Genomic DNA, 21,458 nt, shown 5'->3' with positions numbered 1-21,458 from the left:
GTTCCTTCCGTACGCACGATCAGGAGACAGCAGTGGCCCGGCGCCCCCTCCCCCGCATCCTGAGCACAGGCAACGCGCAGCTCGCCCGGAGCCGGGATCTGGCCCGGACGGCGGCCGACAGCGCCACCGACGTCCTCCAACCACTGATCACGATCACGCGCGGTCTGCGCCGGCTGGCCTCGGCCGGCCTGCGCAGATGGGCCGAGACGCCCAAGGACAGGCGCGGCCCGCTGCTGTTCCTGGCGGCCTCGGTGATCCTCGTCGTGGTGCTCGTGCCGTACGGCCCGCTGCTCGCCGTCATCACCCTGATGGCGGCGGCGGCCTGGCAGGGCCGGGACCGCACCCCACCGGATCCCGAGGGCCCCGACGAGTCGCAGACCCAGCGGCTCCAGTCGCTGTACGAGGCCCTGGTCCCGTACTTCTCGACGGCCGAGGACCCTTCTCCCCTCTACGCCCACGGCGGCGAGTGGGAGAAGGCCTTTCCGGCGTACGAGTTCGACGGCGCCGGCCGCGTCACCCAGCTCGTGATCCGCTACCCGGCCTACTTCCCGGACGGCGAGGCCGAGCACCGCGCGCGGGTCGAACTGCTGCTCACCGCGAAGTCCGGGCGCGGCCGCGAGTACCTCTTCACCTGGGACGAGGAGGGCAACGAACTCACGGTCGGGGTCCTCGCCCCGCTCCCCACCGACATCGCCGCCCAGCGCTTCGTGACCGCGCCCGGCGAGGCCGTCCTCGGCTTCACCGACCCCACCCGCGTCCAGCGCACGCTCCCGCTCACCCACGGCACGGAACAGCGCGACGTCCCCCCGGTCGTCTGGCGCACCGGCGCCCGCTCCACCGAGCCGCATCTGCTGGTGGTCGGCCAGCCCGGCAGCGGCACCTCCACCCTGCTGCGCTCCCTCGCGCTCCAGGCCCTCCAGTACGGCGACGTCCTGGTCGTCGAGGGCGGCGGCACCGGCGAGTACGCCTGCCTCACCGGCCGGGACGGCGTCCTGGGCGTCGAGGTCGCGCTCGCGGGGGCGCTGACCGGACTGGAGTGGGCGGCCCAGGAGACCGAGCGACGTCTGATCGCGGCCAACCAGGCCCGCCAGGCGGGGCAGACCCCGCCGGAGGACACCCGGCGTCCGCTGTGGATCCTCCTCGACCGGCCCACCGCCTTCACCCCGCTCGCGGAGGCGGACGGCCGCGCGGACCCGCAGTCCCTGCTCCAGGTTCCGCTGCGGCACGGCCGCGCGGCCTCGGTCACCGTGGTCGTGGCCGAACAGTTCGACAGCCTCGACCTGCTGAGCGACGCCGTACGGCAGCACACGCGCGCGCGGGTCGTGCTCGGGCCCGCCTCGGCGGGTCGGCTCGCCGCGGTCCTCGGCGCTCCCCCGCACACCACGCCCGTGGAGCAGGTCCCGCCGGGGCGGGGGTACGCGCGGCTGGGAGCGGGGCCGGTGCACCGGCTTCAGGTGCCGGCCACCCCGGATCCGTACGACGACGCGACGAGTGAGACGCAGCGGCAGGCGGTGCTGGAGCTGTTGCCGCCACGGAGCACTCCCGCGGACGCGGAGCCGGTGGCACTCCCCGTGGAGGCGGCTGCCGTGGCCGAGGCCTAGGAAAGTCCTGTGCGGTGCCCGCGGTGTCCGGTGCGTGCTCTGGGGGTTCGCAACACCCCCTAGAGGGGGGCGGGGGTGGGTCTCACTCACCCCCGTCGACGGAGGGCCCGGCGGCACGATGACCCGCAGCCAGCGGAGGCGAACGCCACCCCAACGGCACGACCGGAGGTGGACGCCGCCCCGGCAGCACAGGTGGCCGTAGCCAGCGGGCAGTGGCCGTGGCCCGGCCGGTCCCCTAGGCCACGAACGTGCGCGGTGGCTCGGTGCCCGCCGTCCCCCCGCTCCGTACGATCTTCGCCGCCGCCGCCAGGCGGGTCGCCGCCTCGTCGGCCACCGCGCCGCCCACCGTGAACGGGAGGCGGACGAATCCCTCGAAGGCGCCGTCGACCCCGAAGCGCGGGCCGGACGGGACGCGGACCCCGACCCGCTCGCCCGCCTCGGCGATGCGCGAGCCGGACAGGCCCCCGGCCCGCACCCAGAGCGTCAGCCCGCCCTTCGGGACGGCGAACTCCCAGTCGGGCAGCTCCCGCCGGAGCGCCCCGACCAGCGCCTCCCGGTTCTCCCGGGCCTGGGCCCGCCGCAGATCGACGGCCTGCTCCCAGCCTCCGGTGCTGAACAGCCAGTTCACCGCGAGCTGTTCCAGGACGGGGGTGCCCAGATCGGCGTAGGCGCGGGCCGCGACCAGGCTGCGGATGACGTCCGGGGCCGCCCGTACCCAGCCGATGCGCATCCCCGCCCAGAACGCCTTGCTCGCCGAACCGACCGTGATCACCGTCGACCCGGCGGGGTCGAAGCCGCACACGGGCCGGGGCATCTCCACGTCGTCGTCGAGCCACAGCTCGGTCATCGTCTCGTCGGCCACCAGCACGGTCCCGGCCGACCGGGCGGCCTCCACCAGCCGCCGCCGCTGGTCCTCGTCGGCCAGGGCCCCGGTCGGGTTGTGGAAGTCGGCGACGACGTACGCGATCCGCGGCGCGGCCTCGCGCAGCACCTGGCGCCAGCGGTCCAGGTCCCAGCCCGTGAGCCCCTCGGCCATGGCGACGGGCACCAGCCGGGCCCCCGCCTCGCGCATGAGCTGGAGGATGTTGGCGTAGGAGGGCGACTCGACGGCGATGCGTTCGCCGTGCCCGCCGAAGAGATGACAGATCGCGTCGATCGCGCCCATGGCACCGGTCGTCACCATGATCTGCTCGGGCATCGTCGGGATCCCGCGCGCGGTGTAGCGGTCGGCGATCATCGCGCGCAGCACGGGCAGGCCCGCCGGATAGTCGCCGTGGGTGTGGGCGTACGGGGGCAGTTCCTCGAGCGCGCCCTGGACGGCGCGGGTGAGCCACGGCTCGGGTGCCGGGAGGGCCGCGCAGCCCAGGTCGATCATCGAGCCGAGGGCCTCCGGCGGCAGGGGTTCCAGTCCGCGCGCGGGCAGCGGATTGCCGGCCGGGACCGCCGTCCAGCTGCCCGCCCCGCGCCGGGACTCCAGGAAGCCCTCCGCGCGCAGCGCCTCGTAGGCGGCGGCGACGGTCGTCCGGCTCACGGCGAAGGAGAGGGCCAGTTCGCGTTCGGCGGGCAGCCGCGCGGCCACCGGCACCCTGCCCTCCAGCACGAGCAGCCGGATCCCGTCGGCGAGCGCCCGGTAGGCGGGCGGACGCCGGGTACCGGGGCCGGCCGGGCGGTCCTGCTGGGACTTGAGCAGCCGTGCGAGCTGGGCGGCCCCCACCGCGGAGGTCCACTGCGCCATGGTTACCAGTCCACCTTCCCTGAATTGGCCATGGATGCCGATTCCTTCCCAGCCACAGAGTGTCATGCGTCAGGCCACTACCACCACCAGGGAGCCTCCCTTGTCCACGCCACACCGGTCCGCGAGGGGACCTCTGGTCCGCCGACTGCTCCAGCTGTACGCCGGGCTCGCCCTGTACGGCGCGAGCGCCGCGCTGCTCGTCGAGGCGGGCCTCGGCCTGGAGCCGTGGGGCGTCCTGCACCAGGGCCTGGCCGAGCTCACCGGTCTGACGATCGGTGTCGTGTCGATCGCCGTGGGCGCGGTGGTGCTGCTGCTGTGGATCCCGCTGCGCCAGCGCCCCGGACTCGGCACCGTCTCCAACGTCTTCGTGGTCGGGCTCGCGATGGACGGCACTCTGGCCCTGGTCCCGGAGGTGCACGCCCTGGCCGTGCGCGTTCCTCTCCTGCTGGCCGGCGTGCTGCTCAACGGCGTGGCCACCGGCCTGTACATCACCGCCGCCTTCGGGCCGGGCCCGCGCGACGGCCTGATGACCGGCCTGCACCGGCGCACCGGCCGCTCGATCCGGCTGATGCGGACGGCGATCGAGGTGGCCGTCGTGGTGACCGGATTCACGCTCGGCGGCACCGTCGGCGTCGGCACCCTGCTCTACGCGCTGTCCATCGGGCCCCTCGCCCAGTTCTTCCTGCGGGCGTTCGCCGTTCCGAAGGCATCCGACGGCAGCGCGGTCGTTGCCACGGGGACACCCCATGGGGCGATACTGCGCAGGTGACCACCCTCATACGCCACCCCTACCTCGACCATCCGGGGCCCATCCCGTTCGCGCACCGCGGCGGGGCCGCGGACGGTCTGGAGAACACCGTGGCGCAGTTCCGGCGCGCGGTGGAGACGGGGTACCGCTACCTCGAGACCGATGTGCACGCCACCCGGGACGGCAAGCTTGTCGCCTTCCACGACGGGACGCTGGACCGGGTCACCGACGGCGCCGGCCGGATCGCCGACCTGCCGTGGGCGGACGTACGCCACGCGCGCGTGGCGGGCAAGGAGCCGGTGCCGCTCTTCGAGGAGCTGCTGGAGAGCTTTCCCGAGGTGCGCTGGAACGTGGACATCAAGGCGGAACCGGCGCTGCACCCCCTGCTCAACCTGATCGCGCGCACCGGCGCCTGGGACCGGGTCTGCGTGGGCTCGTTCTCCGAGGCCCGGGTCGTGCGCGCCCAGCGGCTGGCCGGGCCGCGCCTGGCGACGTCGTACGGCACCCGGGGCGTGCTCAACCTGCGGCTGCGGTCCTGGGGGGTGCCCGCGGCGCTGCGGCCCTCGGCGGTGGCCGCGCAGGTCCCCGAGACCCAGTCGGGCATCCAGGTGGTGGACCGGCGTTTCGTCCGGGTCGCGCATGCGCGGGGGTTGCAGGTGCACGTGTGGACCATCAACGATGCCGACGCCATGCACCGGCTCCTGGACCTGGGAGTCGATGGCATCATGACCGATCACATCGACACGTTGCGCAAGGTCATGGAGGACCGGGGCGTCTGGGTCTGACCCGCCGCACACCGTCATCGCACGCCTTCGCACCAGCGGGAAGCGAGGGCACGGGTGGGCACCGACACCGTGCGGACGGCGGCGTCCGACGAGGCCGCCGAGCGGCGGCGCGAACAGCGCGGCTGGTACTTCTACGACTGGGCGTGCTCCGTCTACTCGGCGAGCGTGCTCACCGTGTTCCTGGGGCCCTATCTGACGTCCGTGGCCAAGGAGGCGGCGGACACCGACGGGTATGTGCACCCGCTCGGCATACCGGTGCGGGCCGGGTCGTTCTTCGCGTACTCCGTGTCCCTGTCGGTGATCCTCGCGGTGGTCGTGATGCCGCTGGTGGGCGCCGCGGCCGACCGCACCGGGCGCAAGAAGCGGCTGCTGGGGGTCACCGCCTACGTGGGGGCCACGGCGACCACCGGCATGTTCTTCCTCGGCGGCGACCGCTATCTGCTCGGCGGGGCGCTGCTGGTCGTGGCGAACGCGTCCATGTCGGTCGGCACCATGCTGTACAACTCCTACCTCCCGCAGATCGCCCCGCCCGAGGAGCGCGACGCGGTCTCCTCGCGCGGCTGGGCCTTCGGCTACGCGGCCGGTTCGCTGATGCTGATCGTGAACCTGGTCCTCTATCTCGCCCATGACTCCTTCGGCGTCTCGGAGTCGACGGCCGTGCGCATCTGTCTGGCCTCGGCGGGTGTGTGGTGGGGCGGGTTCGCGATCATCCCGCTGCGGCGGCTGCGCGACCGGGGCCGCACCGGGCCTGCCGTCCCCCGGGAGGCGACGGCTCCGGGGCTGCGCCAGCTCGTGGCGACGATCCGCGACATGCGCCGCCACCCCCTCACCCTCTCCTTCCTCCTCGCCTACCTCATCTACAACGACGGCATCCAGACGGTGATCTCGCAGGCGTCGGTCTACGGCTCCGAGGAACTCGGTCTCGGCCAGTCCACCCTCATCGGCGCCGTCCTGCTGGTCCAGGTGCTGGCCGTCGCGGGCGCCCTGGGCATGGGGCGGCTGGCCCGGACGTACGGCGCGAAGCGGACGATCCTCGGCTCGCTGGTGGCGTGGACGCTGACCCTCGGGGCGGGGTACTTCCTGCCGGCCGGGGCCCCGGTGGGCTTCTTCCTGCTCGCCTCCGCGATCGGCCTGGTCCTCGGGGGCAGCCAGGCGCTGTCCCGGTCCCTGTTCTCCCATCTCGTGCCGCCGGGCAAGGAGGCCGAGTACTTCTCCGCGTACGAGATGAGCGACCGCGGGATGAGCTGGCTCGGGCCGCTGCTGTTCGGGATCACCTACCAGTTCACCGGAAGTTACCGGGACGCGATCATCTCCCTGGTGGCCTTCTTCGTCATAGGGTTCGTGCTGCTCGCGCGGGTTCCGGTGCGGCGGGCGATCGGGGCCGCCGGAAATCCGGTGCCCGAGAAGATTTAGCGCTCAAGGCGAAAGGGCGGTAGTGTACGCGTTTGGCCTGCCAGGCGTACCGTTACTGCGCGTCAAAGATGCCGAAACGCTGGGTGACATCTCCTTGCAGATGTGACAAACCGGGCGCCGGTGGGTACTGCACTGGATGACAAGGCTGCGGCTACGACGGCGACGCAGGACCCGGAACGGGACTCGGAACGGGAATCTTTACCGCCGACCGGACGTTGACCGGACGACGACGACAGCGACACCTGTCCTGTGGGCGACAAGCCCGGGAGGCACGATTCATGAGTGAGCGAGCTCTTCGCGGCACGCGCCTCGTGGTGACCAGCTACGAGACGGACCGCGGTATCGACCTGGCCCCGCGCCAGGCCGTGGAGTACGCATGCGAGAAGGGGCACCGGTTCGAGATGCCCTTCTCGGTCGAGGCGGAGATCCCGCCGGAGTGGGAGTGCAAGGTCTGTGGTGCCACCGCACTCCTCGTGGACGGCGACGGCCCTGAGGAGAAGAAGGCCAAGCCCGCGCGTACGCATTGGGACATGCTGATGGAGCGGCGGACCCGCGAGGAACTCGAAGAGGTCCTCGAGGAGCGTCTGGCCGTTCTGCGGTCCGGGGCGATGAACCTTGCGGTGCATCCCCGGGACAGCCGCAAGTCGGCCTAGCGGAAAAGCCGGCATTTCAGCGAGCCGGGATTTCAGCGCACGCACATGACCGCGGGCGCCGTACGTGAGATACGTACGGCGCCCGCGGTCGTTGTGTCACGCTCTTCCGCGGTCGTTGTGTCACGCTCTTCCGCGGTCGTTGTGTCACGCTCTTCCGCGGTCGTTGTGTCACGCTCTTCCGCGGTCGTTGTGTCACGCTCTTCCGCGGTCGTTGTGTCACGCTCTTCCGCGGTCGTTGTGTCACGCTCTTCCGCGGTCGTTGTGTCACGCTCTTCCGCGCCTCCACCCGTGCCCGTCTACTTCTGCTCGTCCTTCTGCTCGTCCCTGATCACCTCGCCCTGGACGACCTTGCCGTCCGGGCGGTGGATGCGGGCCTGCTGGAAGGCGTCGCCCAGGGAGCCGGGGGCCGCGGCGGCCAGGAACTTGCGCTCGGCGTAGGCACCGATCGCCTTCTGGACCGGCGGGAGCAGCAGGAGCAGGCCGGCGGCGTCCGAGAGCAGGCCGGGGATCATCAGCAGCAGGCCGCCGAGCATCATCAGCCCGTTGCCCGAGCCCTTCGAGGGGGATCCGCCTCGCTGGAGGGCCTCGTTGAGGTTGCTGAAGGCGCGGCGGCCCGCCCGCTTGATGACCACGGAACCGAGGGCGAAACCGGCGACGAGCAGCAGGAAGACCACGAACCCGCTCGTCGCGGCCGCGACCGTGGACAGCAGCCAGATCTCCAGCACCAGCCAGGCGGCGAGCCCGAGCGGCAGGAACGTCCGCAGGCGCGAGCGCCGGGGGCGGGTGGGAGCGGAGTCGGAGCCGGAAACGGGGTAGGTCGGGATCGGAGCGCCAGTCGTCATACTCCCAGTGTGCCCGGACCCGGCTCAGAGCGGCATAAGAGGACGATCAGCCCTCGTGAGGGGGCTCCACGGCCGCCCCGCCGGGCTCCGGAGCGCCGGGGGCGGCCGGGGCGGAGGCCTTGGCCGCCGGGACCGAAGCCGGGGTGGCCGGGGCGGAGTCCTCGGCCCGCGTCCGCGCCGGTTCGGACTGGTCGGCGCCCCGGCCCGTGATCTTGCCCACGCGCTCTCCCACGCCCCACGCCGTGACCCGCCACAGCGCCTCGACGAGGATGTCCCGGCTCATCTTGGAGTCGCCGAGTTCACGCTCGACGAAGGTGATGGGGACCTCGACGACGTGGAAACCGGCCTTGATGGCGCGGCGGGCGAGGTCGACCTGGAAGCAGTAGCCCTGGGAGGCCACCTCCTCCAGGCCGAGGCCCTCCAGGGTCTCGCGCCGGAAGGCCCGGTAGCCGCCGGTGATGTCACGCAGCGGCAGGTCCAGGGCGAGGCGGGAGTAGAGGCTGCCGCCGCGGGAGATGAACTCGCGGGACTTGGGCCAGTTCACCACCCGGCCGCCCGGCACCCAGCGGGAGCCCAGCACCAGGTCGGCGCCCTTGAGCGCGGTGAGCAGGCGGGGCAGTTCCTCGGGCTGGTGGGAGCCGTCGGCGTCCATCTCCACGAGGACGCCGTAGCCGTTCTGCAGGCCCCAGCGGAAGCCGGCGAGGTAGGCGGCGCCGAGGCCCTCCTTGCCCTTGCGGTGCAGGACCCGGACCTGGTCGTCCGCGGCGGCGAGTTCGTCCGCGAGCTTGCCGGTGCCGTCGGGGCTGTTGTCGTCGGCCACGAGGACATGGGCCTCGGGAACGGCTTCGCGCACCCGGCCGACGATGCCCTTGATGTTCTCCGCCTCGTTGTAGGTCGGAATGATCACCAAGGCGGTGCCGAGCGGGCCGAACTGCCTCCCCCGCCTCTGTGCCGCGAGGGTCCCGTCGCCGTCGTTCACTGCTGCCCCTTCGTGTCCGTACGCAGGCCACCACCATAGTGGCCACCGCCTGCGATGACGTGACAGGACGATCGAATGGTGGTGTCGATTCCCCAAGAGCGGGGTAAGAAGAAACTTTTGACCTTGTATGTACGAACGTACCCCGACCGGATGCGTCGAAGCGTGCTGCGGATGGGGGCCCGGCGCCCTTCGGGCCGACCTGGGGCCCGCTGGCTGCGGGTCGACCGAAAGCCGTTGTCTACTGAGCGCCCGGGCCCCACCCGGGTCACACCTCCCCGGCCGGACGGAACGTTCCCTCGCTGCGGCGCTGGCGCTGAGCCTGGCTGCCAGTGGCGGTGCCCCGGTGCGGCACACCGTCCCTGACCCAGCGGCGCCGCCGCGAGTGCGCGGACGTTCTGCGGCGGGGCGTCCGGTGGTGGACCCGGCCGAACCTACCCGCCTTCGGCCATCGGCTGTCAACAGCGGTTCGACCTGCGGCTTTGCGGTCAATGCCCTGGTCAGCGGGGAGGTGGCGGGGGACACACCTCGGCGTGCGGACGGGTGATCTTCCCCGCACCGGCCCCGGAGATCACTCGCCCGGCCGTACGAACACCGTCCTTCCGGCCACCACCGTGCGCAGACACACGGGCAGGTCCGTGCCGGGGGTGAGGTCGGGCAGACCGGGGGTGCCGGAACGGGGGTCGGTGGACCAGCGGGCCACCCGGTCGTCGGGTGCCTGGACGACCAGGGCGTCGGTGCGCCAGACCGCGTAGTCCGCGGGGGCGCCGGGGACGAGGACCCCGGCGTCGTCGCGGCCGATCGCCCGCCAGCCGCCTCGGGTGTGGGCGGTGAAGGCGGCGCGTACGGAGACGCGGTGGCCGGGGGTCCGGTGGAAGGCGGCGGCACGGACCGTCCCCCACGGGTCGAGCGGCGTGACCGGGCTGTCGGAGCCGAACGCCAGCGGGACCCCGGCCCGCAGCAGGGCCGCGAAGGGGTTGAGGGTGCGGGCCCGCTCCACGCCCAGCCGCTGGGCGTACATGCCGTCGTCGCCGCCCCACAGGGCGTCGAAGGCGGGCTGCACGGAGGCGGTCAGGCCCAGCTCGGCAAGGGCCGCCACGGTCTCGGGCGTCAGCATCTCGGCGTGCTCGAGGCGGTGGCGGGCGGCGCGGATCCGGGCGAGGCCGGTCTTCTCGGCGGCCGCCCGGACCCCCTCCACCACGGCGGTCACGGCGGCGTCGCCGATGGCGTGGAAGCCCGCCTGGAGGCCGACCTCGGTGCAGGCGACCACATGGGCGGCGACCTCGGCGGCGGTCAGGTAGGCGGTGCCGGTGTGGGCGGCGTCGTTGTACGGGGTGTGCAGGCAGGCGGTGTGGGAGCCGAGGGCGCCGTCGACGAACAGGTCCCCGGCGGCGCCGAGCGCGCCGAGCTCCCGGGCCCGGTCGACGTCGCGTTCGGCCCAGTAGCCGACGACCCGCGGGCCGCTCTCCTCGGCGGCGAGCCGCAGCAGGTCCGTGAAGTCGTCCTCGGAGGAGATCTCGGGGCCGCCGCACTCGTGGACGGAGCCGATGCCGAGCGAGGCGGCGCGCGCGAGGGCGGTCCGCTGGGCCTCGGCGCGCTGCGCGGGCGTCACGGCCGCGAACGCGGCGGCGCGGGCCGTGTGATGGGCATCGCGGGTGAGCGGCTCGCCGTCCGCGAAGCCGGGCTCGGTGCGGGTGCGGGGGGCCAGCTCGAGCAGGGCGGTGGTGACCACGGCCGAGTGGACGTCGATCCGGCTGAGGTAGAGCGGCCGGCCGCCGGTGGCCTCGTCCAGTTCGGCCCGGCGGGGGGCGCGCCCCTCGGGCCAGCGGGAGGCGTCCCAGCCGTGTCCGAGCAGCACCTTGTCCCGCGGGCGGGCGGCGGCGAAGTCCCGTACCAGGGCGAGGGCCGCCCTGAGGGAAGGGGCGGACGACAGGTCGAGGCCGGTCAGGGCGAGGCCCGTGGAGGTGGTGTGGACGTGCGCGTCGGTGAACGCCGGGGTGACGAGGGCGCCGTCCAGGTCGACCACCTCGGCGACGCCGTCCGCGAAGGCGTCGGCCGCGCCCTCCGAGCCGACCCAGGCGACCTGTCCGCGCTCGACGACCATCGCGGTCGCGAACGGGTCGGCGGGGCTGTGGACCTCTCCGCGGCGGAGGAGGACGGTCTTCGGCTCGGGCGTGCGCTCACTCATGACCGACAGTTTCTCGCGCCACGGGAGCGCTTGGACACCTGGGGCACCGCGAAGGAGCCGCCCGGCCTCCCGAGCCCGTGCCCGCCGTCCACCCTGCGCCCGGCGGCTTCCCGGTCACGGCACTAGATCCGCGGCGGGCGCGCCTCGTACGGCGTGGACAGGACGACGGTCGTCCGGGTCGACACCCCGGCGAGGGCGCGGATCCGGCCGAGCAGCTCCTCCAGCTCGTGCGGGGTGGCCACCCGCACCTTGAGGATGTAGTTCTCGTCGCCCGCGACGCTGTGACAGGCCTCGATCTCGGGCACGCCGGCCAGCCGGTCGGAGATGTCGTCGGGGGCGCTGGGGTCGAACGGTTTCACCGAGATGAAGGCGGTCAGGGGCAGCCCGACGGCCTCGGGGTCGACGACGGCCGCGTACCCCCGGATGACACCGCGCTGTTCCAGCCGGCGCACCCGCTGGTGCACGGCCGACGTGGACAGGCCCGTGGCCTTGCCCAGGTCGGTGTAACTCATCCGCCCGTCCTTGACGAGCAGCTGCACGATGTGGCGGTCCAGCTCCTCCATGGCGCAAGAACCTACCGTGCGTGTGATCTCCGCGGATACCCGTGCCGTCCAGCTCACACCCGGTTCGTGATCTGCCGGACGGCCGCGATGCGTTGGCACCTGCGGATGGCATGTGACGAAGACCACAGCACACGCAGGGGCTTCGTGAGGGGCTCGTGATTACCGCCGAGACGGTCTGGGAAGTGCTTGCTGTGGTCGAGGCCTCAGTGCCTTGCGGCCCAGCCCGAGGGGGAGAATCCCATGCAGAGTCCTAAGCGCCCTGGTCGCACCGCGCCCAAGCGGCTGTCCGTGGTCGAGCCCGAGCCGGAGGGCGTCGAACCCGACGCGTTCGACGCCGACGAGCTCGACGCGTACGACACCTTCGAGATGTTCCGGGTGGTCTGCCCGGACTGCACACAGTCCATCGCGCTGCTGGAGGACGAGCAGGTCCTGCCGGAGCACGCGCTGTGCGCCTCGCCGTGGAACCCGTTCGGGCTCACGGTCTGCGCCGGCACCGGGCGTTCGGCGTCCGAGGCCCGGTCTGCGGACGAGTCCGAGTCGGCCCAGGAGCAGGACATCGCGGTCGTGCTGACGCTCCCTCAGGGGCTCGACTGGCGTATGCAGCCCTTCTCGCACGTCGGCGGCCCGGGCTCGCGCCCGATGCGCGTACCGGCGATGCGCCGCCAGGCCGCCTGAGCCGCGACGCCTCCGCTCCGGGGTCCGACTCCCCCGAGCGCGTCCCTCAGGAGCCCGTCTCCCAGTAGCTGCCCTGCACCATGGCCCGCAGGCTGCCGTGGTGCAGGATCAGTGTGTCCGGATCCGCCGGCACGGCCACCTCGCCGAAGTACGCCTGGCGGTAGGCGATCCGCAGCATGACGATCGCGTGCCGCAGCGCCGCGTACAGCGTGTGGAAGTCCATGTCGCGCGGCGTGTGCCCGGTGAGCCGCGCGTAGCGCTCCTCCACCCGGTCGCGGCGCAGGAAGCCGGGCAGTCCGCACTGTCCGGAGGCAGCTGTCAGGTCCTGGAAGAAGCGGTGCAGGTAGACGGTCCAGCCGAGGTCGACCTCGCGCGGGGCGAGCGCGGCCATCTCCCAGTCGAGGACGGCGGCGGGGGCGAACCCGTCGTAGACGATGTTGCCGATGCGTGCGTCGCCCCAGCTGAGGACGGACGGGGCCGCTTCCTTCGGCCACAGGTCCTCCAGCCGGTCGAAGGCGGACTCGATCAGCGGTGACGGGGCGAGTCCGGCGACCACCCAGTGGTAGTAGGCGCGTTGGGCCGTGACATGCCGACGCAGGGCGTCGCCTTCACCGGGTAACGCGAGGAACTCGGCCTCGTCGACGGGCGCTTGGTCGTGGAGCCGAGCCAACAGGCCGATCGTCGCGCCCTCCAGGCGCTCGCGGTCCGCGTCGCTCGCGGCGTGCAGCCAGTTCCCCTCGTAGGTGTACGGCATGACATCGGGCGGTACCCGCCCCTCGACGCGTTCCATGACGAAGAAGGGGGCGCCGAGCGGGGCCGGGTCCTCCTCCAGCCACAGCACGCGCGGTACGGGCACGTCCGTGTGCGTGGCCACCAGGCGCAGGGTGCGGTACTGCCGGACCATGTCGTACACGGGGAAGACGGTGTACGCCGCCGGGTCCGCCGCGAGTCTCAACGCGCAGCGCCGCAGCGGTGGTTCGGGGTGGTCGAGGTCGAAGAGCAGGGTCTCGCTGGACAGGCCGTTGGAGGCGGGCACGGTCACTCCGGTCGCCCGGGCCCCGGGCAGCCGGGTGCCGAGCCAGTCGGTGAGCCGGCGGGTCAGCTCGTCGGGGTCCCGGGTGGTGGTGCGCGGTCGCGGTGCCGTCGTCATGACTCACCCTCCTTGCGGCGCGACCGAGTCGAAGCCGGTGAAGCCGCTCGGGTCGTGCCGGCCGAAGGAGCCGTGCTCGAAGATGCCGTAGCCGGTCTGGCCGTCGAGCCGGAAGCGGGCCGCGTGGTCCGTCACCCCGTAGGCGGCCCGGGGGTGGGGGACGGTCAGGTCGTAGGTGCGGCGGTCGGTCCAGCGCGGGCCCTGCCAGGTGCCGTGCTGCCAGTCGTCGGCGGGCGGGTAGCCGGCGCCGATCGCGAGGGGGGGAGGAGGTGAGGATCTCCGCCTCCAGTTCCAGCGGCTTGCGGACGTCCGCGAGGTGGACGAGGGCGCGCTCGGGATGACGGGTGCCGGGCCGGTAGGTGATCTCGGCCTGGGGCCAGCCGAGTTGGCGGTCCCGCCGGCCGGGGCGCACGAGGGTGGCCTCGTTGAGGGAACGGTGGCCGTCGGCGTCCTCCTGGGTGATGACCATCAGGAAGCGGTCGTCGAAGCGGACCGGGCACCAGATCCAGTGGAAGCCCTCGGTCGGATGCTCCCGCGCCAGCCGGCCGCCCTCCTCCCCGGGCACCGGGCGCACGCCCCAGCTGCGGTCCCGGGTACCGGTCCAGGCACCCGCCGTCAGCCGGGTCGTCTCCCCGCCCGCCCGCAGCCACCCCACGCACCGGCCGGCCTGCACGAACCGTTTGCCCTCCAGGGTGAGCCGGCCGCCGCGCCGCTGCTGGTGGTGCGGTTCCCACAGGGCCGGGAAGTCGGCCGACCAGTGGATCTCGTACGACAGTCCGTCCGGGTCGTCGGGATCGGCGGCGCAGCTGAGCACGAAGTCGCGCAGGGGGCGTTCGACGCGGATGCGCAGCGGGCCGACCTCCAGACGCATCCGGTCCTCTCCGAGGGCGTCGGAGGCGCGGACGGCGTGCAGGGAGTCCCCGCGGCGGAGGGTCGCGTAGGCGTCGATCACGCCGAGGTTGGGGTAGACGCCGAGGCCGGCGACGAGCAGGGTGCTGCCCCGGTGGTCGAGGACATGGAAGATGCAGCGGTCGTAGGCGTTGCGGTCCCCGGTCGCCACGTGCTTCATCGACAGGGGCACCTGATGGACGGGGTACTCGTCGAGCGGCACGGGGCGGTCGTCGGCCATGGGCGCTCCTGTCCGCAGGCAAGGTATGTGACGGTACGCCAGCTGCATCGCGGCTGACGGTACGTCAGATGCACCGCTGCGGCCAGGGTCGGTACCGGCCGAAAGCGGAGCGGGGCCCGCCCCTCCACCGCGACCTGCGGCCGGGGCGGTTCAGCGCGGCTGCGGGCCCAGCAGATGCCGGGCGATGACCATCCGCTGGATCTGGTTGGTGCCCTCGACGATCTGGAGGGCCTTGGCCTCGCGCAGATGGCGCTCGACGGGGAAGTCGGCGGTGTAGCCGTAGCCGCCGAGCACCTGGACGGCGTCGACGGTGACCTGCATCGCGGCGTCCGTGCAGTGCAGCTTGGCCATCGCCGCCTGCCGGGCGAACGGCCGGCCAGCGTCCCGCAGCCGGGCCGCCGCCAGATACAGGGCGCGGCCCGACTCGACCCGGGTGGCCATGTCGGCGAGCAGGAAGCGCAGGCCCTGGAAGTCGGCGAGGGGCCGGCCGAACTGCCGGCGCTCGGTGGCGTGGGCGACGGCCTGGTCCAGGGCCGCCTGGGCGAGGCCGACCGCGCAGGCCGCGATGCCGAGGCGCCCGGAGTCCAGCGCGGCCAGGGCGATCGCGAAGCCCTCGCCCTGCGCGCCGAGGCGGCGGTCGTCGCCCACCCGGACGCCGTCGAAGTGGAGCTGGGCGGTGGGCGAGCCCTTGAGCCCCATCTTCCGCTCGGGTGGCGCGGCGGTCAGCCCCTCGGCGTCACCGGGCACGAGGAAGGCGGTGATCCCGTGCGGCCCCTCGCCGCCGGTGCGCGCCAGGACGGTGTAGAAGTCGGCGATCCCGCCGTGGGTGGTCCAGGCCTTGGTGCCGTCGATCACCCAGTCGCCGCCGTCCCGTACGGCCCTGGTCCGCAGCGCGGCCGCGTCCGAGCCGGAGGCGGGTTCGGACAGGCAGTACGCGCCGAGCAGCCCGCCGCCGAGCACGCCCGGCAGATGCGCGGCGCGCTGGGCGTCGGTGCCGTGGGCGGCCAGCGCGTAGGCGGCCAGGGTGTGGACGCCGACCCCGAGCCCCACGGTGAGCCGGGCCGCGGCGAGTTCCTCCAGGACCTGGAGGTAGACCTCGTACGGCTGGTCGCCGCCGCCGTACCGGGAGTCGTACGGCAGGGCGAGCAGCCCCGACGCGGACAGGAGGGTGAACAGCTCGCGCGGGAAGCGTCCCGCGGCCTCCTCCTCGGCGGCCGTCGGAGTGATCTCCCGACGGGCGATGTCCCGGACGAGGGCGAGCAGTTCCCGTGCCTCCCGCGTGGGCAGGAGGCGGTCCACCGGTGTCGGAGCGGGCTCGCCCATGCCGCACCTCCTCAGCTGCCGGCCTGCGGCTTCGCGCTGTGAGTATGCCCGCGGGGCGCGACCTCCGCACGGCGGGGCGACTCCGCGACCGGGGCGGACGGCCGGGCGGACCGGCGTACGAGCGGGGGGTGGAAGGGCGTACGACCGGGGCGGAAGAGCGTGGGCCTCCGCCCCCCTCGGCGGGTGCGCTCAGTCCCTGCGGGCCGGCTTCGGTGCCGGGAAGGCGGGGTCGAGTTCCTCGATCGCGCGGAGGGTGCCGCCCAGGGTCTTCACCAGCAGGTCGCACATGACGTCGCGGGAGAGTTCGGGGCCGTCGATCCAGTCGAGGGTGGCGCCCTCGACGCTGCACACCCAGGAGAGCAGGGCCATCCGCGGCAGCGCCGGGACGTCACCGTCGCCGTAGGCGCCCTCGGCGATGGTCGCGACGATCGCCGCGCGCACCCCGTCCCGGATGGCGTGCACCTCGGTGTCGAAACCGACCCCGCCGCTCACGATCGTGCGGAAGGCGGCCTGGTTGTGCTCGGCGTACCGGAGGTAGCCGTCGATCGTGCGCTGGACCCGGTCCACCTGGGCCAGTTCCAGTCCGCTCGCGGCGAAGGAGACCAGATCGGCGACGGAGTCCTGGACGATGGCCAGGTAGTACCCGCGCTTGGACTGGAAGTAGTAGTAGATCAGCCCCTTGGCGACGTGCGCCTGCCGGGCGATGTCGTCCATCGAGAGCGCGTCGTAGGACGTGTCGGCGAACAACTTGCGCCCGATGGTGATGAGTTCGGCGCGGCGCGCGAGTGAGCGCTCGGTTCCCCGCGCCCGGGGACGGACGGCGTCGCGCTGTTGGCTGATATTCAATTTCGACCTGGTCTCCAACGGTCGGCGGGACCACGTCAGTATGTCAGGTCGAACAGCCGCCCAGCCCACCCCGGCGAGGGCCGATCAGCGGAGGTCAGAGCAGTCCGAGGCGGGTCACCAGCATCGCGACGACGACGGCGAGGACCCAGCCCAGCGCCTGCTCGACGATCTTCGGGCCGTCCTCGCGCGGGCCGCCGGTTCGGGTGCGGAGGGCGGGAGCTGCGTGTGCGGTCATGCCGTCCACTGTGCCACCGGCCGGGGCGGGGGCAGCCGAGACCTTGCTCACACGGCGACGCCGACCGCCTCCAGCGCCGCGCACTGGCGCGCGTCCGGACGCACCGGGAAGTACAGGTAGCACACGCCCCCGCTGCCGGAGACGGTCTTGCCCGCCGCGTTGTGGCGCTTGGTCCTGAGCCAGATGTTCTCGAACTGCCGCCGGGCGTAGACGCGCCGCACGGAGGCGTCGTCCGCCGAGTTCGGGTCGTTGGCGATCACATCGCCCCCGGCCGTGAACCCGATCACGGCCATCAGATGGCCGGCCGTGCCGTACCCCGCGCCCGTGAGCTCCTCCGCGAGGAAGGACTGGGACGTCACGGCCGGAATGCCCGCCGCGATCAGCGTCTCCAGGTCGGTGAGCGAGGTCAGCCGGGTGACCACGCTCTGCAGGCCGTCGAAGGTGGCCGCGTAGGCGGCGTTGAAGGGCCAGTTGCCGCAGCCCGCGTACTGGTGGTCGTAGGTGGAGCGGGCGGCGTGGCACACCTGGGGGTCGGCGTAGGACGGGTCGACCCAGGCGAGCTGCGCGGGCGTGAGCCGGCCACCCCAGTACTCGATGATCATCTGGGAGGAGGTCGGGCTGCACCAGGCCTCGCCGCCGTTGTCGTACTCCGGGTACTGACCCTGGTGGATCTCCTGCGAGTAGCGCGGGACCGTCAGCTCGCGCGCGAGGCCGGGCGCCGAGGCCGGGACCGTGAAGCGGTCCGGCACGGCGGAGCCCATCACCGCCAGCCGCCACACGGTCGGGGTGAGCGTCGTGCCCGGGCGGCGGTACAGGGTCAGCCGCATCCGGTACGAGCCGATCCGCAGGCCCGTCGTGGCGTCGTCGACGGCCAGGGTGTCGGTCCACACGGTGCTGCGGCCGTCGGTCTGTCCGTCGACGGAGGCCCGCCGGACGTCCTGGTCGCCGGAGGCCCAGCGGCCCATCACGTACCAGGGGGTGTCGGTGCCGTCCCCGTACGTGGCGCGCAGCTCCACCTGGAGCCAGGTGCCGGCCGGCGTGCTCGCGTTCCAGGAGGCGATCACCTCGGTGGCGGGGACGGCGAGCCGGTGCACGGGGGACGTCCAGGTCGCGTACTCCCAGTCGGCGGTGGTCCTGGCGTGCGGATCGGCGAAGGCCAGGGTGCCGACGGGGCCACCGAGCACCAGCCCGGGCCGCGCGCCCGCGACGGCACGGGTGCCCTGCGCGGAGCCCGTGCTCCAGTCGGCGTACGTCAGCCAGGAGCGGAGGTCGACGGGGCGGGCGGGGGCGGACCCCGCGTCGAGGGCCATGGCCTCGGCGTCGGCGGCCAGGGCGTCGGCGGCCTCGGCAGGGCCCGCGGCCCCCGGGGTCGCACCGGGGGCCGGGGCCGCACGGGCCGGGAGCGCACCGCCCGCCACCACGGCGGCGACCGTGGCGGCAAGAACGGTTCTGCGGGAGGGGCGGTCTGAGCTGCTCATGGGCGGAGGGACCCCCAGGATGTCCGGTGCACGACTGTGCGCCCACTATGAGCGCGGGCGGCCACGCCCACCAGCACCGCAGCCTCCGAGGTCACCCGTGTCGCACTAGACTTCCGGGCCGTGCCCGCCCCTCTCCCGCATCCCGTCCCGTGACGCCGCCGGACACCGCCGTCCCGCGGCTCGCCGCCCGGCTCCGTCAGCTCCCGCCGTCCTGCGGCCCGGTCCGGCTGATCGGGGTCGACGGACACGCGGGCTCCGGGAAGTCCACCTTCGCGGGCCGGCTGGCCGAGGCGCTCGGCGGCGCTCCGGTGCTGCACCTCGACGACATCGCCAGCCACGCGGAACTGTTCGCCTGGACCGGGCGGCTGCTGACCGAGGTGATCGAGCCGTTCGGCCGCGGCGAGAGCGCGCGCTACGCCCCGTACGACTGGCGCGCGCACCGCTTCGGCCCGCCCCGGCCGCTGCCCGCGGCCCCCGTCGTCCTGATCGAGGGGGTCGGCGCGGGACGCCGCGCCCTGCGTCCGCACCTGGCCTGCCTGCTGTGGCTGGAGATGGCGCCCGAGCAGGCCTGGGCACGGGGGCGGGCGCGGGACGGCGACGAGCAGCGGGAGTTCTGGGACGGGTGGGTCCGGGCGGAGGCGCACCACTTCTCGGACGACCCTTCGCGCCCCCATGCCGGGCTGCTGGTACGGCAGTTGAGCGAGGGGTACGAGGTGCTGCGGGGACCGTCGGGACAGCCCGCGGGGCACCCGGATGTCACCCAGTGTGAAGGACCACCCGCGATGTGGTGAACCTGTGAAAAGCCCCCCGCCCGAACTTCGCCAAGTGCCTCAACTTCGCTTGACCGGCGGCCCGTACAGGTCTTACGTTCTCAATGTGCGGCCCTCGCAGCCGCCCCAAGTCGCGAAGCCCCCGGTTGTTCCCCCGTGATCGGGGGCTTCGTTCTGCCCTCGGGCCTCTTCGCACCTCCCTCTTCCGGACGCGCCACGGCGCCGGACGCTCACCGAGGGTCACCGCACCGGGATGCGCCCCGTCCACTCCCACCTCGTCGAACGGCCTGGGCGGCACCCTTCGGCAGGCACTCCTCCGCAGGTACGATGCCCTCGGTGCGACCTACGGACAGCTGCTGCGCGCACCTTGCAACTCCGGTCCGCGGCACAGCGGTTCGACCAAGGAAGCCGGCGGGCGTGGGCCCGGCGGCAAACCGACGGGGGCACGGTTTGTGGGGGACGTGATGGATTTCGGCACGCAGGGCCTGGAGGCCCCGGCCGACCTCGCCTGGCTACGAGGCGTGGACGCCTACACCATGGGCGCGTATCCGCAGGCGGAAGAGGAGTTCCGCACCGCGGTACGGATCGATCCGGGGATGGCCGACGGCTGGCTCGGGCTGCACGCGCTGCGCGTGGACACGACGACCGCGCTGCTGCGGATGTTCCGGCACCGGGACCGCTTCGGCGAGCAGCGCAGCCGGCACCGCCGGACGCTCAACTCCTGGTACTGGTTGGGCTGGTGGGTGCAGCCGGTGCTGGAGAGCCCGCGTGATCTGCTGCTCGCGCACGCCTCGCACTGGCTGGACGGGCGGCATGTGCCCGAGCTGGACCGGGCGCTCGCCGGGCTCCCGCCGGTCGACACCGACCACCAGGTCCGGTTCCTGCACGCCTGCCGCGCCTATCTGGTCAAGGACTGGGAGCAGCTCGTCCGGCACACCGACCCGCTCCTGGACGACCCGCTCCTCGGCATCGAGGCCGGGCTGTTCGGCGGGATGGCCCGGGTCCGGCTGGAGATGTACGGCCAGGCCGAACCGCTGCTCTCCGCCGCCCTGATGCGCTGCCGCAGCGAGCAGCCGCAGCGCAAGGAGTTGCGGTACTGGCTGGCCCGGGCGCACGAGGGCACCGGCCGCTCGGCCGCCGCGCTCCCCCTGTACCGGGCGGTGCACCGGGTCGATCCCGCGTTCATGGACACCTCCGCCCGGCTCGCCGCGATCGCCGAGGGCGACGGCTACGACGACCCCTCCGACCTCGCGGCGATCACCCTCACCGGGATCGGGCAGGACGTGGGGGACGGTCCGGACGCCCTCGACCCGCTGTTCGGGACCGAGGGCCGCGACCTCAAGCTCACCGATCCCGCGGACCTGCCGCCCGTGGGGCCGCTGCCGTCGGTCGCCGATCCGACGGTCCGCGCGAAGACGGCGGTGGGCTCCCCGCTGCCGGCCGGTCCCACCGACCCGGGCTTACTCGAGGAGGCGCTCGCCGAACTGGAGCGCATGGTGGGCCTGGAACCGGTGAAACGCCAGGTCAAGGCGCTATCCGCGCAGCTCAACATGGCCCGGTTGCGGGCCGGGCAGGGCCTTCCGGTCCAGCCGCCCAAACGGCATTTCGTCTTCTCCGGCCCCTCCGGCACCGGCAAGACCACGGTGGCGCGCATCCTCGGCCGGGTCTTCTACGCCCTCGGTCTGCTCGGCGGCGACCATCTGGTGGAGGCCCAGCGGGCCGACCTGGTCGGCGAGTACCTCGGCCAGACCGCCGTCAAGGCCAATGAACTGATCGACTCCGCCCTCGGCGGTGTCCTCTTCGTGGACGAGGCGTACTCGCTCTCCAACTCCGGGTACGGCAAGGGCGACGCCTACGGTGACGAGGCCCTCCAGGTGCTGCTGAAGCGGGCCGAGGACAACCGGGACCACCTGGTGGTGATCCTGGCCGGCTACCCGGAGGGCATGGACCGGCTGCTCACCGCCAACCCCGGGCTCTCCTCGCGCTTCACGACCCGCGTCGACTTCCCCTCGTACCGCCCCCTCGAACTCACCTCCATCGGCGAGGTGCTGGCCGCGGAGAACGGTGACGTGTGGGACGAGGAGGCGCTGGACGAGCTGCGCTCGATCGCCGGGCACGTCGTCGACCAGGGGTGGATCGACGAGCTGGGCAACGGGCGGTTCCTGCGGACGCTGTACGAGAAGAGCTGCGCCTACCGGGACCTGCGGCTGTCGACGTACGCCACGGCGCTGACCCGCGACGACCTGTCGACCCTGCGGCTCCCGGACCTGATGCAGGCGTACGGCGAGGTGCTGTCGGGGCGGGGGCCGCAGGATCCGTCGGCGCTGTAGCGGGGCGGCGGGCCGCCG

General features: G+C 73.2%; 18 protein-coding genes and 1 pseudogene. 8 read left to right on the top strand and 11 right to left on the bottom strand.

Translation table 11 applies throughout. The features are described 5' to 3' along the window. Window positions 1–32 precede the first annotated feature (32 nt). Window positions 33–1,601, top strand: a complete 1,569-nt coding sequence (locus U5640_RS37685) for a hypothetical protein (RefSeq protein WP_340383293.1) — start codon at window positions 33–35, stop codon at window positions 1,599–1,601. 235 nt (window positions 1,602–1,836) lie between these two features. Here the strand turns inward: U5640_RS37685 and U5640_RS37680 are convergent, their stop codons facing one another. Then, on the bottom strand, window positions 1,837–3,336 hold the full coding sequence (locus U5640_RS37680; RefSeq protein WP_340383291.1) for a PLP-dependent aminotransferase family protein: 1,500 nt from the start codon (window positions 3,334–3,336) through the stop codon (window positions 1,837–1,839). A 64-nt stretch (window positions 3,337–3,400) separates the two neighbouring features. Between U5640_RS37680 and U5640_RS37675 the strand changes: the two genes are divergently transcribed. The 4 genes from U5640_RS37675 to U5640_RS37660 all read left to right on the top strand — a co-directional run bounded on the left by U5640_RS37675 (window position 3,401) and on the right by U5640_RS37660 (window position 6,935). Beyond that, window positions 3,401–4,105: a hypothetical protein gene (locus U5640_RS37675; RefSeq protein WP_340383289.1), complete on the top strand. Its 705-nt coding sequence runs from the start codon at window positions 3,401–3,403 to the stop codon at window positions 4,103–4,105. Next, a complete protein-coding gene (locus U5640_RS37670; RefSeq protein ID WP_340383287.1) occupies window positions 4,102–4,869 on the top strand; it encodes a glycerophosphodiester phosphodiesterase in 768 nt (255 codons plus the stop codon). Before U5640_RS37675 ends, U5640_RS37670 begins: the two co-directional genes overlap by 4 nt. Window positions 4,870–4,923: 54 nt before the next feature. Then, window positions 4,924–6,282, top strand: coding sequence for an MFS transporter (locus U5640_RS37665; protein ID WP_340383285.1), 1,359 nt, complete (start codon window positions 4,924–4,926; stop codon window positions 6,280–6,282). Between the two features lie 278 nt (window positions 6,283–6,560). After that, window positions 6,561–6,935 carry an RNA polymerase-binding protein RbpA gene (locus U5640_RS37660; protein WP_055637205.1) on the top strand — a complete coding sequence of 125 codons (375 nt, stop codon included), beginning with the start codon at window positions 6,561–6,563 and terminating at the stop codon, window positions 6,933–6,935. Window positions 6,936–7,231: 296 nt separating this feature from the next. On the opposite strand, the gene fxsA is transcribed toward U5640_RS37660, so the two are convergent. The 4 genes from fxsA to U5640_RS37640 all read right to left on the bottom strand — a co-directional run bounded on the left by fxsA (window position 7,232) and on the right by U5640_RS37640 (window position 11,504). Continuing rightward, window positions 7,232–7,777 (bottom strand): FxsA family membrane protein, encoded by a 546-nt coding sequence (gene fxsA / locus U5640_RS37655; RefSeq protein WP_340383282.1) that lies wholly within the window; start codon window positions 7,775–7,777, stop codon window positions 7,232–7,234. Between the two features lie 46 nt (window positions 7,778–7,823). Further along, on the bottom strand, window positions 7,824–8,756 hold the full coding sequence (locus tag U5640_RS37650; RefSeq protein WP_340383280.1) for a polyprenol monophosphomannose synthase: 933 nt from the start codon (window positions 8,754–8,756) through the stop codon (window positions 7,824–7,826). Between the two features lie 568 nt (window positions 8,757–9,324). Then, the gene (locus U5640_RS37645) at window positions 9,325–10,941 is read right to left on the bottom strand and encodes an amidohydrolase (protein WP_340383278.1); all 1,617 of its coding nucleotides are present in this window, start codon (window positions 10,939–10,941) and stop codon (window positions 9,325–9,327) included. 122 nt (window positions 10,942–11,063) lie between these two features. Continuing rightward, a complete protein-coding gene (locus tag U5640_RS37640; RefSeq protein ID WP_067249881.1) occupies window positions 11,064–11,504 on the bottom strand; it encodes an Lrp/AsnC family transcriptional regulator in 441 nt (146 codons plus the stop codon). Window positions 11,505–11,744: 240 nt separating this feature from the next. Here U5640_RS37640 and U5640_RS37635 point away from each other — a divergent pair, with 240 nt between their 5' ends. Next, the gene (locus tag U5640_RS37635) at window positions 11,745–12,179 is read left to right on the top strand and encodes a hypothetical protein (protein WP_340383276.1); all 435 of its coding nucleotides are present in this window, start codon (window positions 11,745–11,747) and stop codon (window positions 12,177–12,179) included. Window positions 12,180–12,225: 46 nt separating this feature from the next. Here U5640_RS37635 and U5640_RS37630 read toward each other — a convergent pair whose 3' ends face one another. The 6 genes and pseudogenes from U5640_RS37630 to U5640_RS37605 all read right to left on the bottom strand — a co-directional run bounded on the left by U5640_RS37630 (window position 12,226) and on the right by U5640_RS37605 (window position 18,340). Further along, a complete protein-coding gene (locus tag U5640_RS37630) occupies window positions 12,226–13,329 on the bottom strand; it encodes a phosphotransferase family protein (protein WP_340383274.1) in 1,104 nt (367 codons plus the stop codon). Between the two features lie 3 nt (window positions 13,330–13,332). Next, window positions 13,333–14,458 (bottom strand): annotated as a pseudogene (locus tag U5640_RS37625) (hypothetical protein). A gap of 150 nt (window positions 14,459–14,608) precedes the next feature. Further along, window positions 14,609–15,781 carry an acyl-CoA dehydrogenase family protein gene (locus U5640_RS37620; RefSeq protein WP_340383272.1) on the bottom strand — a complete coding sequence of 391 codons (1,173 nt, stop codon included), beginning with the start codon at window positions 15,779–15,781 and terminating at the stop codon, window positions 14,609–14,611. A gap of 189 nt (window positions 15,782–15,970) precedes the next feature. Then, window positions 15,971–16,627: a TetR/AcrR family transcriptional regulator gene (locus U5640_RS37615; protein ID WP_340383270.1), complete on the bottom strand. Its 657-nt coding sequence runs from the start codon at window positions 16,625–16,627 to the stop codon at window positions 15,971–15,973. Window positions 16,628–16,721: 94 nt separating this feature from the next. Then, the gene (locus tag U5640_RS37610) at window positions 16,722–16,862 is read right to left on the bottom strand and encodes an SCO1431 family membrane protein (RefSeq protein ID WP_340383268.1); all 141 of its coding nucleotides are present in this window, start codon (window positions 16,860–16,862) and stop codon (window positions 16,722–16,724) included. A gap of 47 nt (window positions 16,863–16,909) precedes the next feature. Then, window positions 16,910–18,340 (bottom strand): peptidase C39 family protein, encoded by a 1,431-nt coding sequence (locus U5640_RS37605; protein WP_340383266.1) that lies wholly within the window; start codon window positions 18,338–18,340, stop codon window positions 16,910–16,912. A 149-nt stretch (window positions 18,341–18,489) separates the two neighbouring features. Here U5640_RS37605 and U5640_RS37600 point away from each other — a divergent pair, with 149 nt between their 5' ends. Both U5640_RS37600 and U5640_RS37595 read left to right on the top strand, forming a co-directional pair. Continuing rightward, entirely contained in the window at window positions 18,490–19,131 is a 642-nt protein-coding gene (locus U5640_RS37600; protein ID WP_340383264.1) for a hypothetical protein, read from the top strand. Between the two features lie 443 nt (window positions 19,132–19,574). Continuing rightward, complete coding sequence (locus tag U5640_RS37595) at window positions 19,575–21,440, top strand: AAA family ATPase (RefSeq protein ID WP_340383262.1); 1,866 nt, start codon at window positions 19,575–19,577, stop codon at window positions 21,438–21,440. The last annotated feature ends 18 nt before the right edge of the window (window positions 21,441–21,458 follow it).

Origin of the sequence: Streptomyces sp. SS7 (genome assembly GCF_037993025.1) — a bacterium.
Classification (GTDB): Bacteria; Actinomycetota; Actinomycetes; order Streptomycetales; family Streptomycetaceae; genus Streptomyces.
This window is presented reverse-complemented; position numbering and strand designations above follow the sequence as displayed.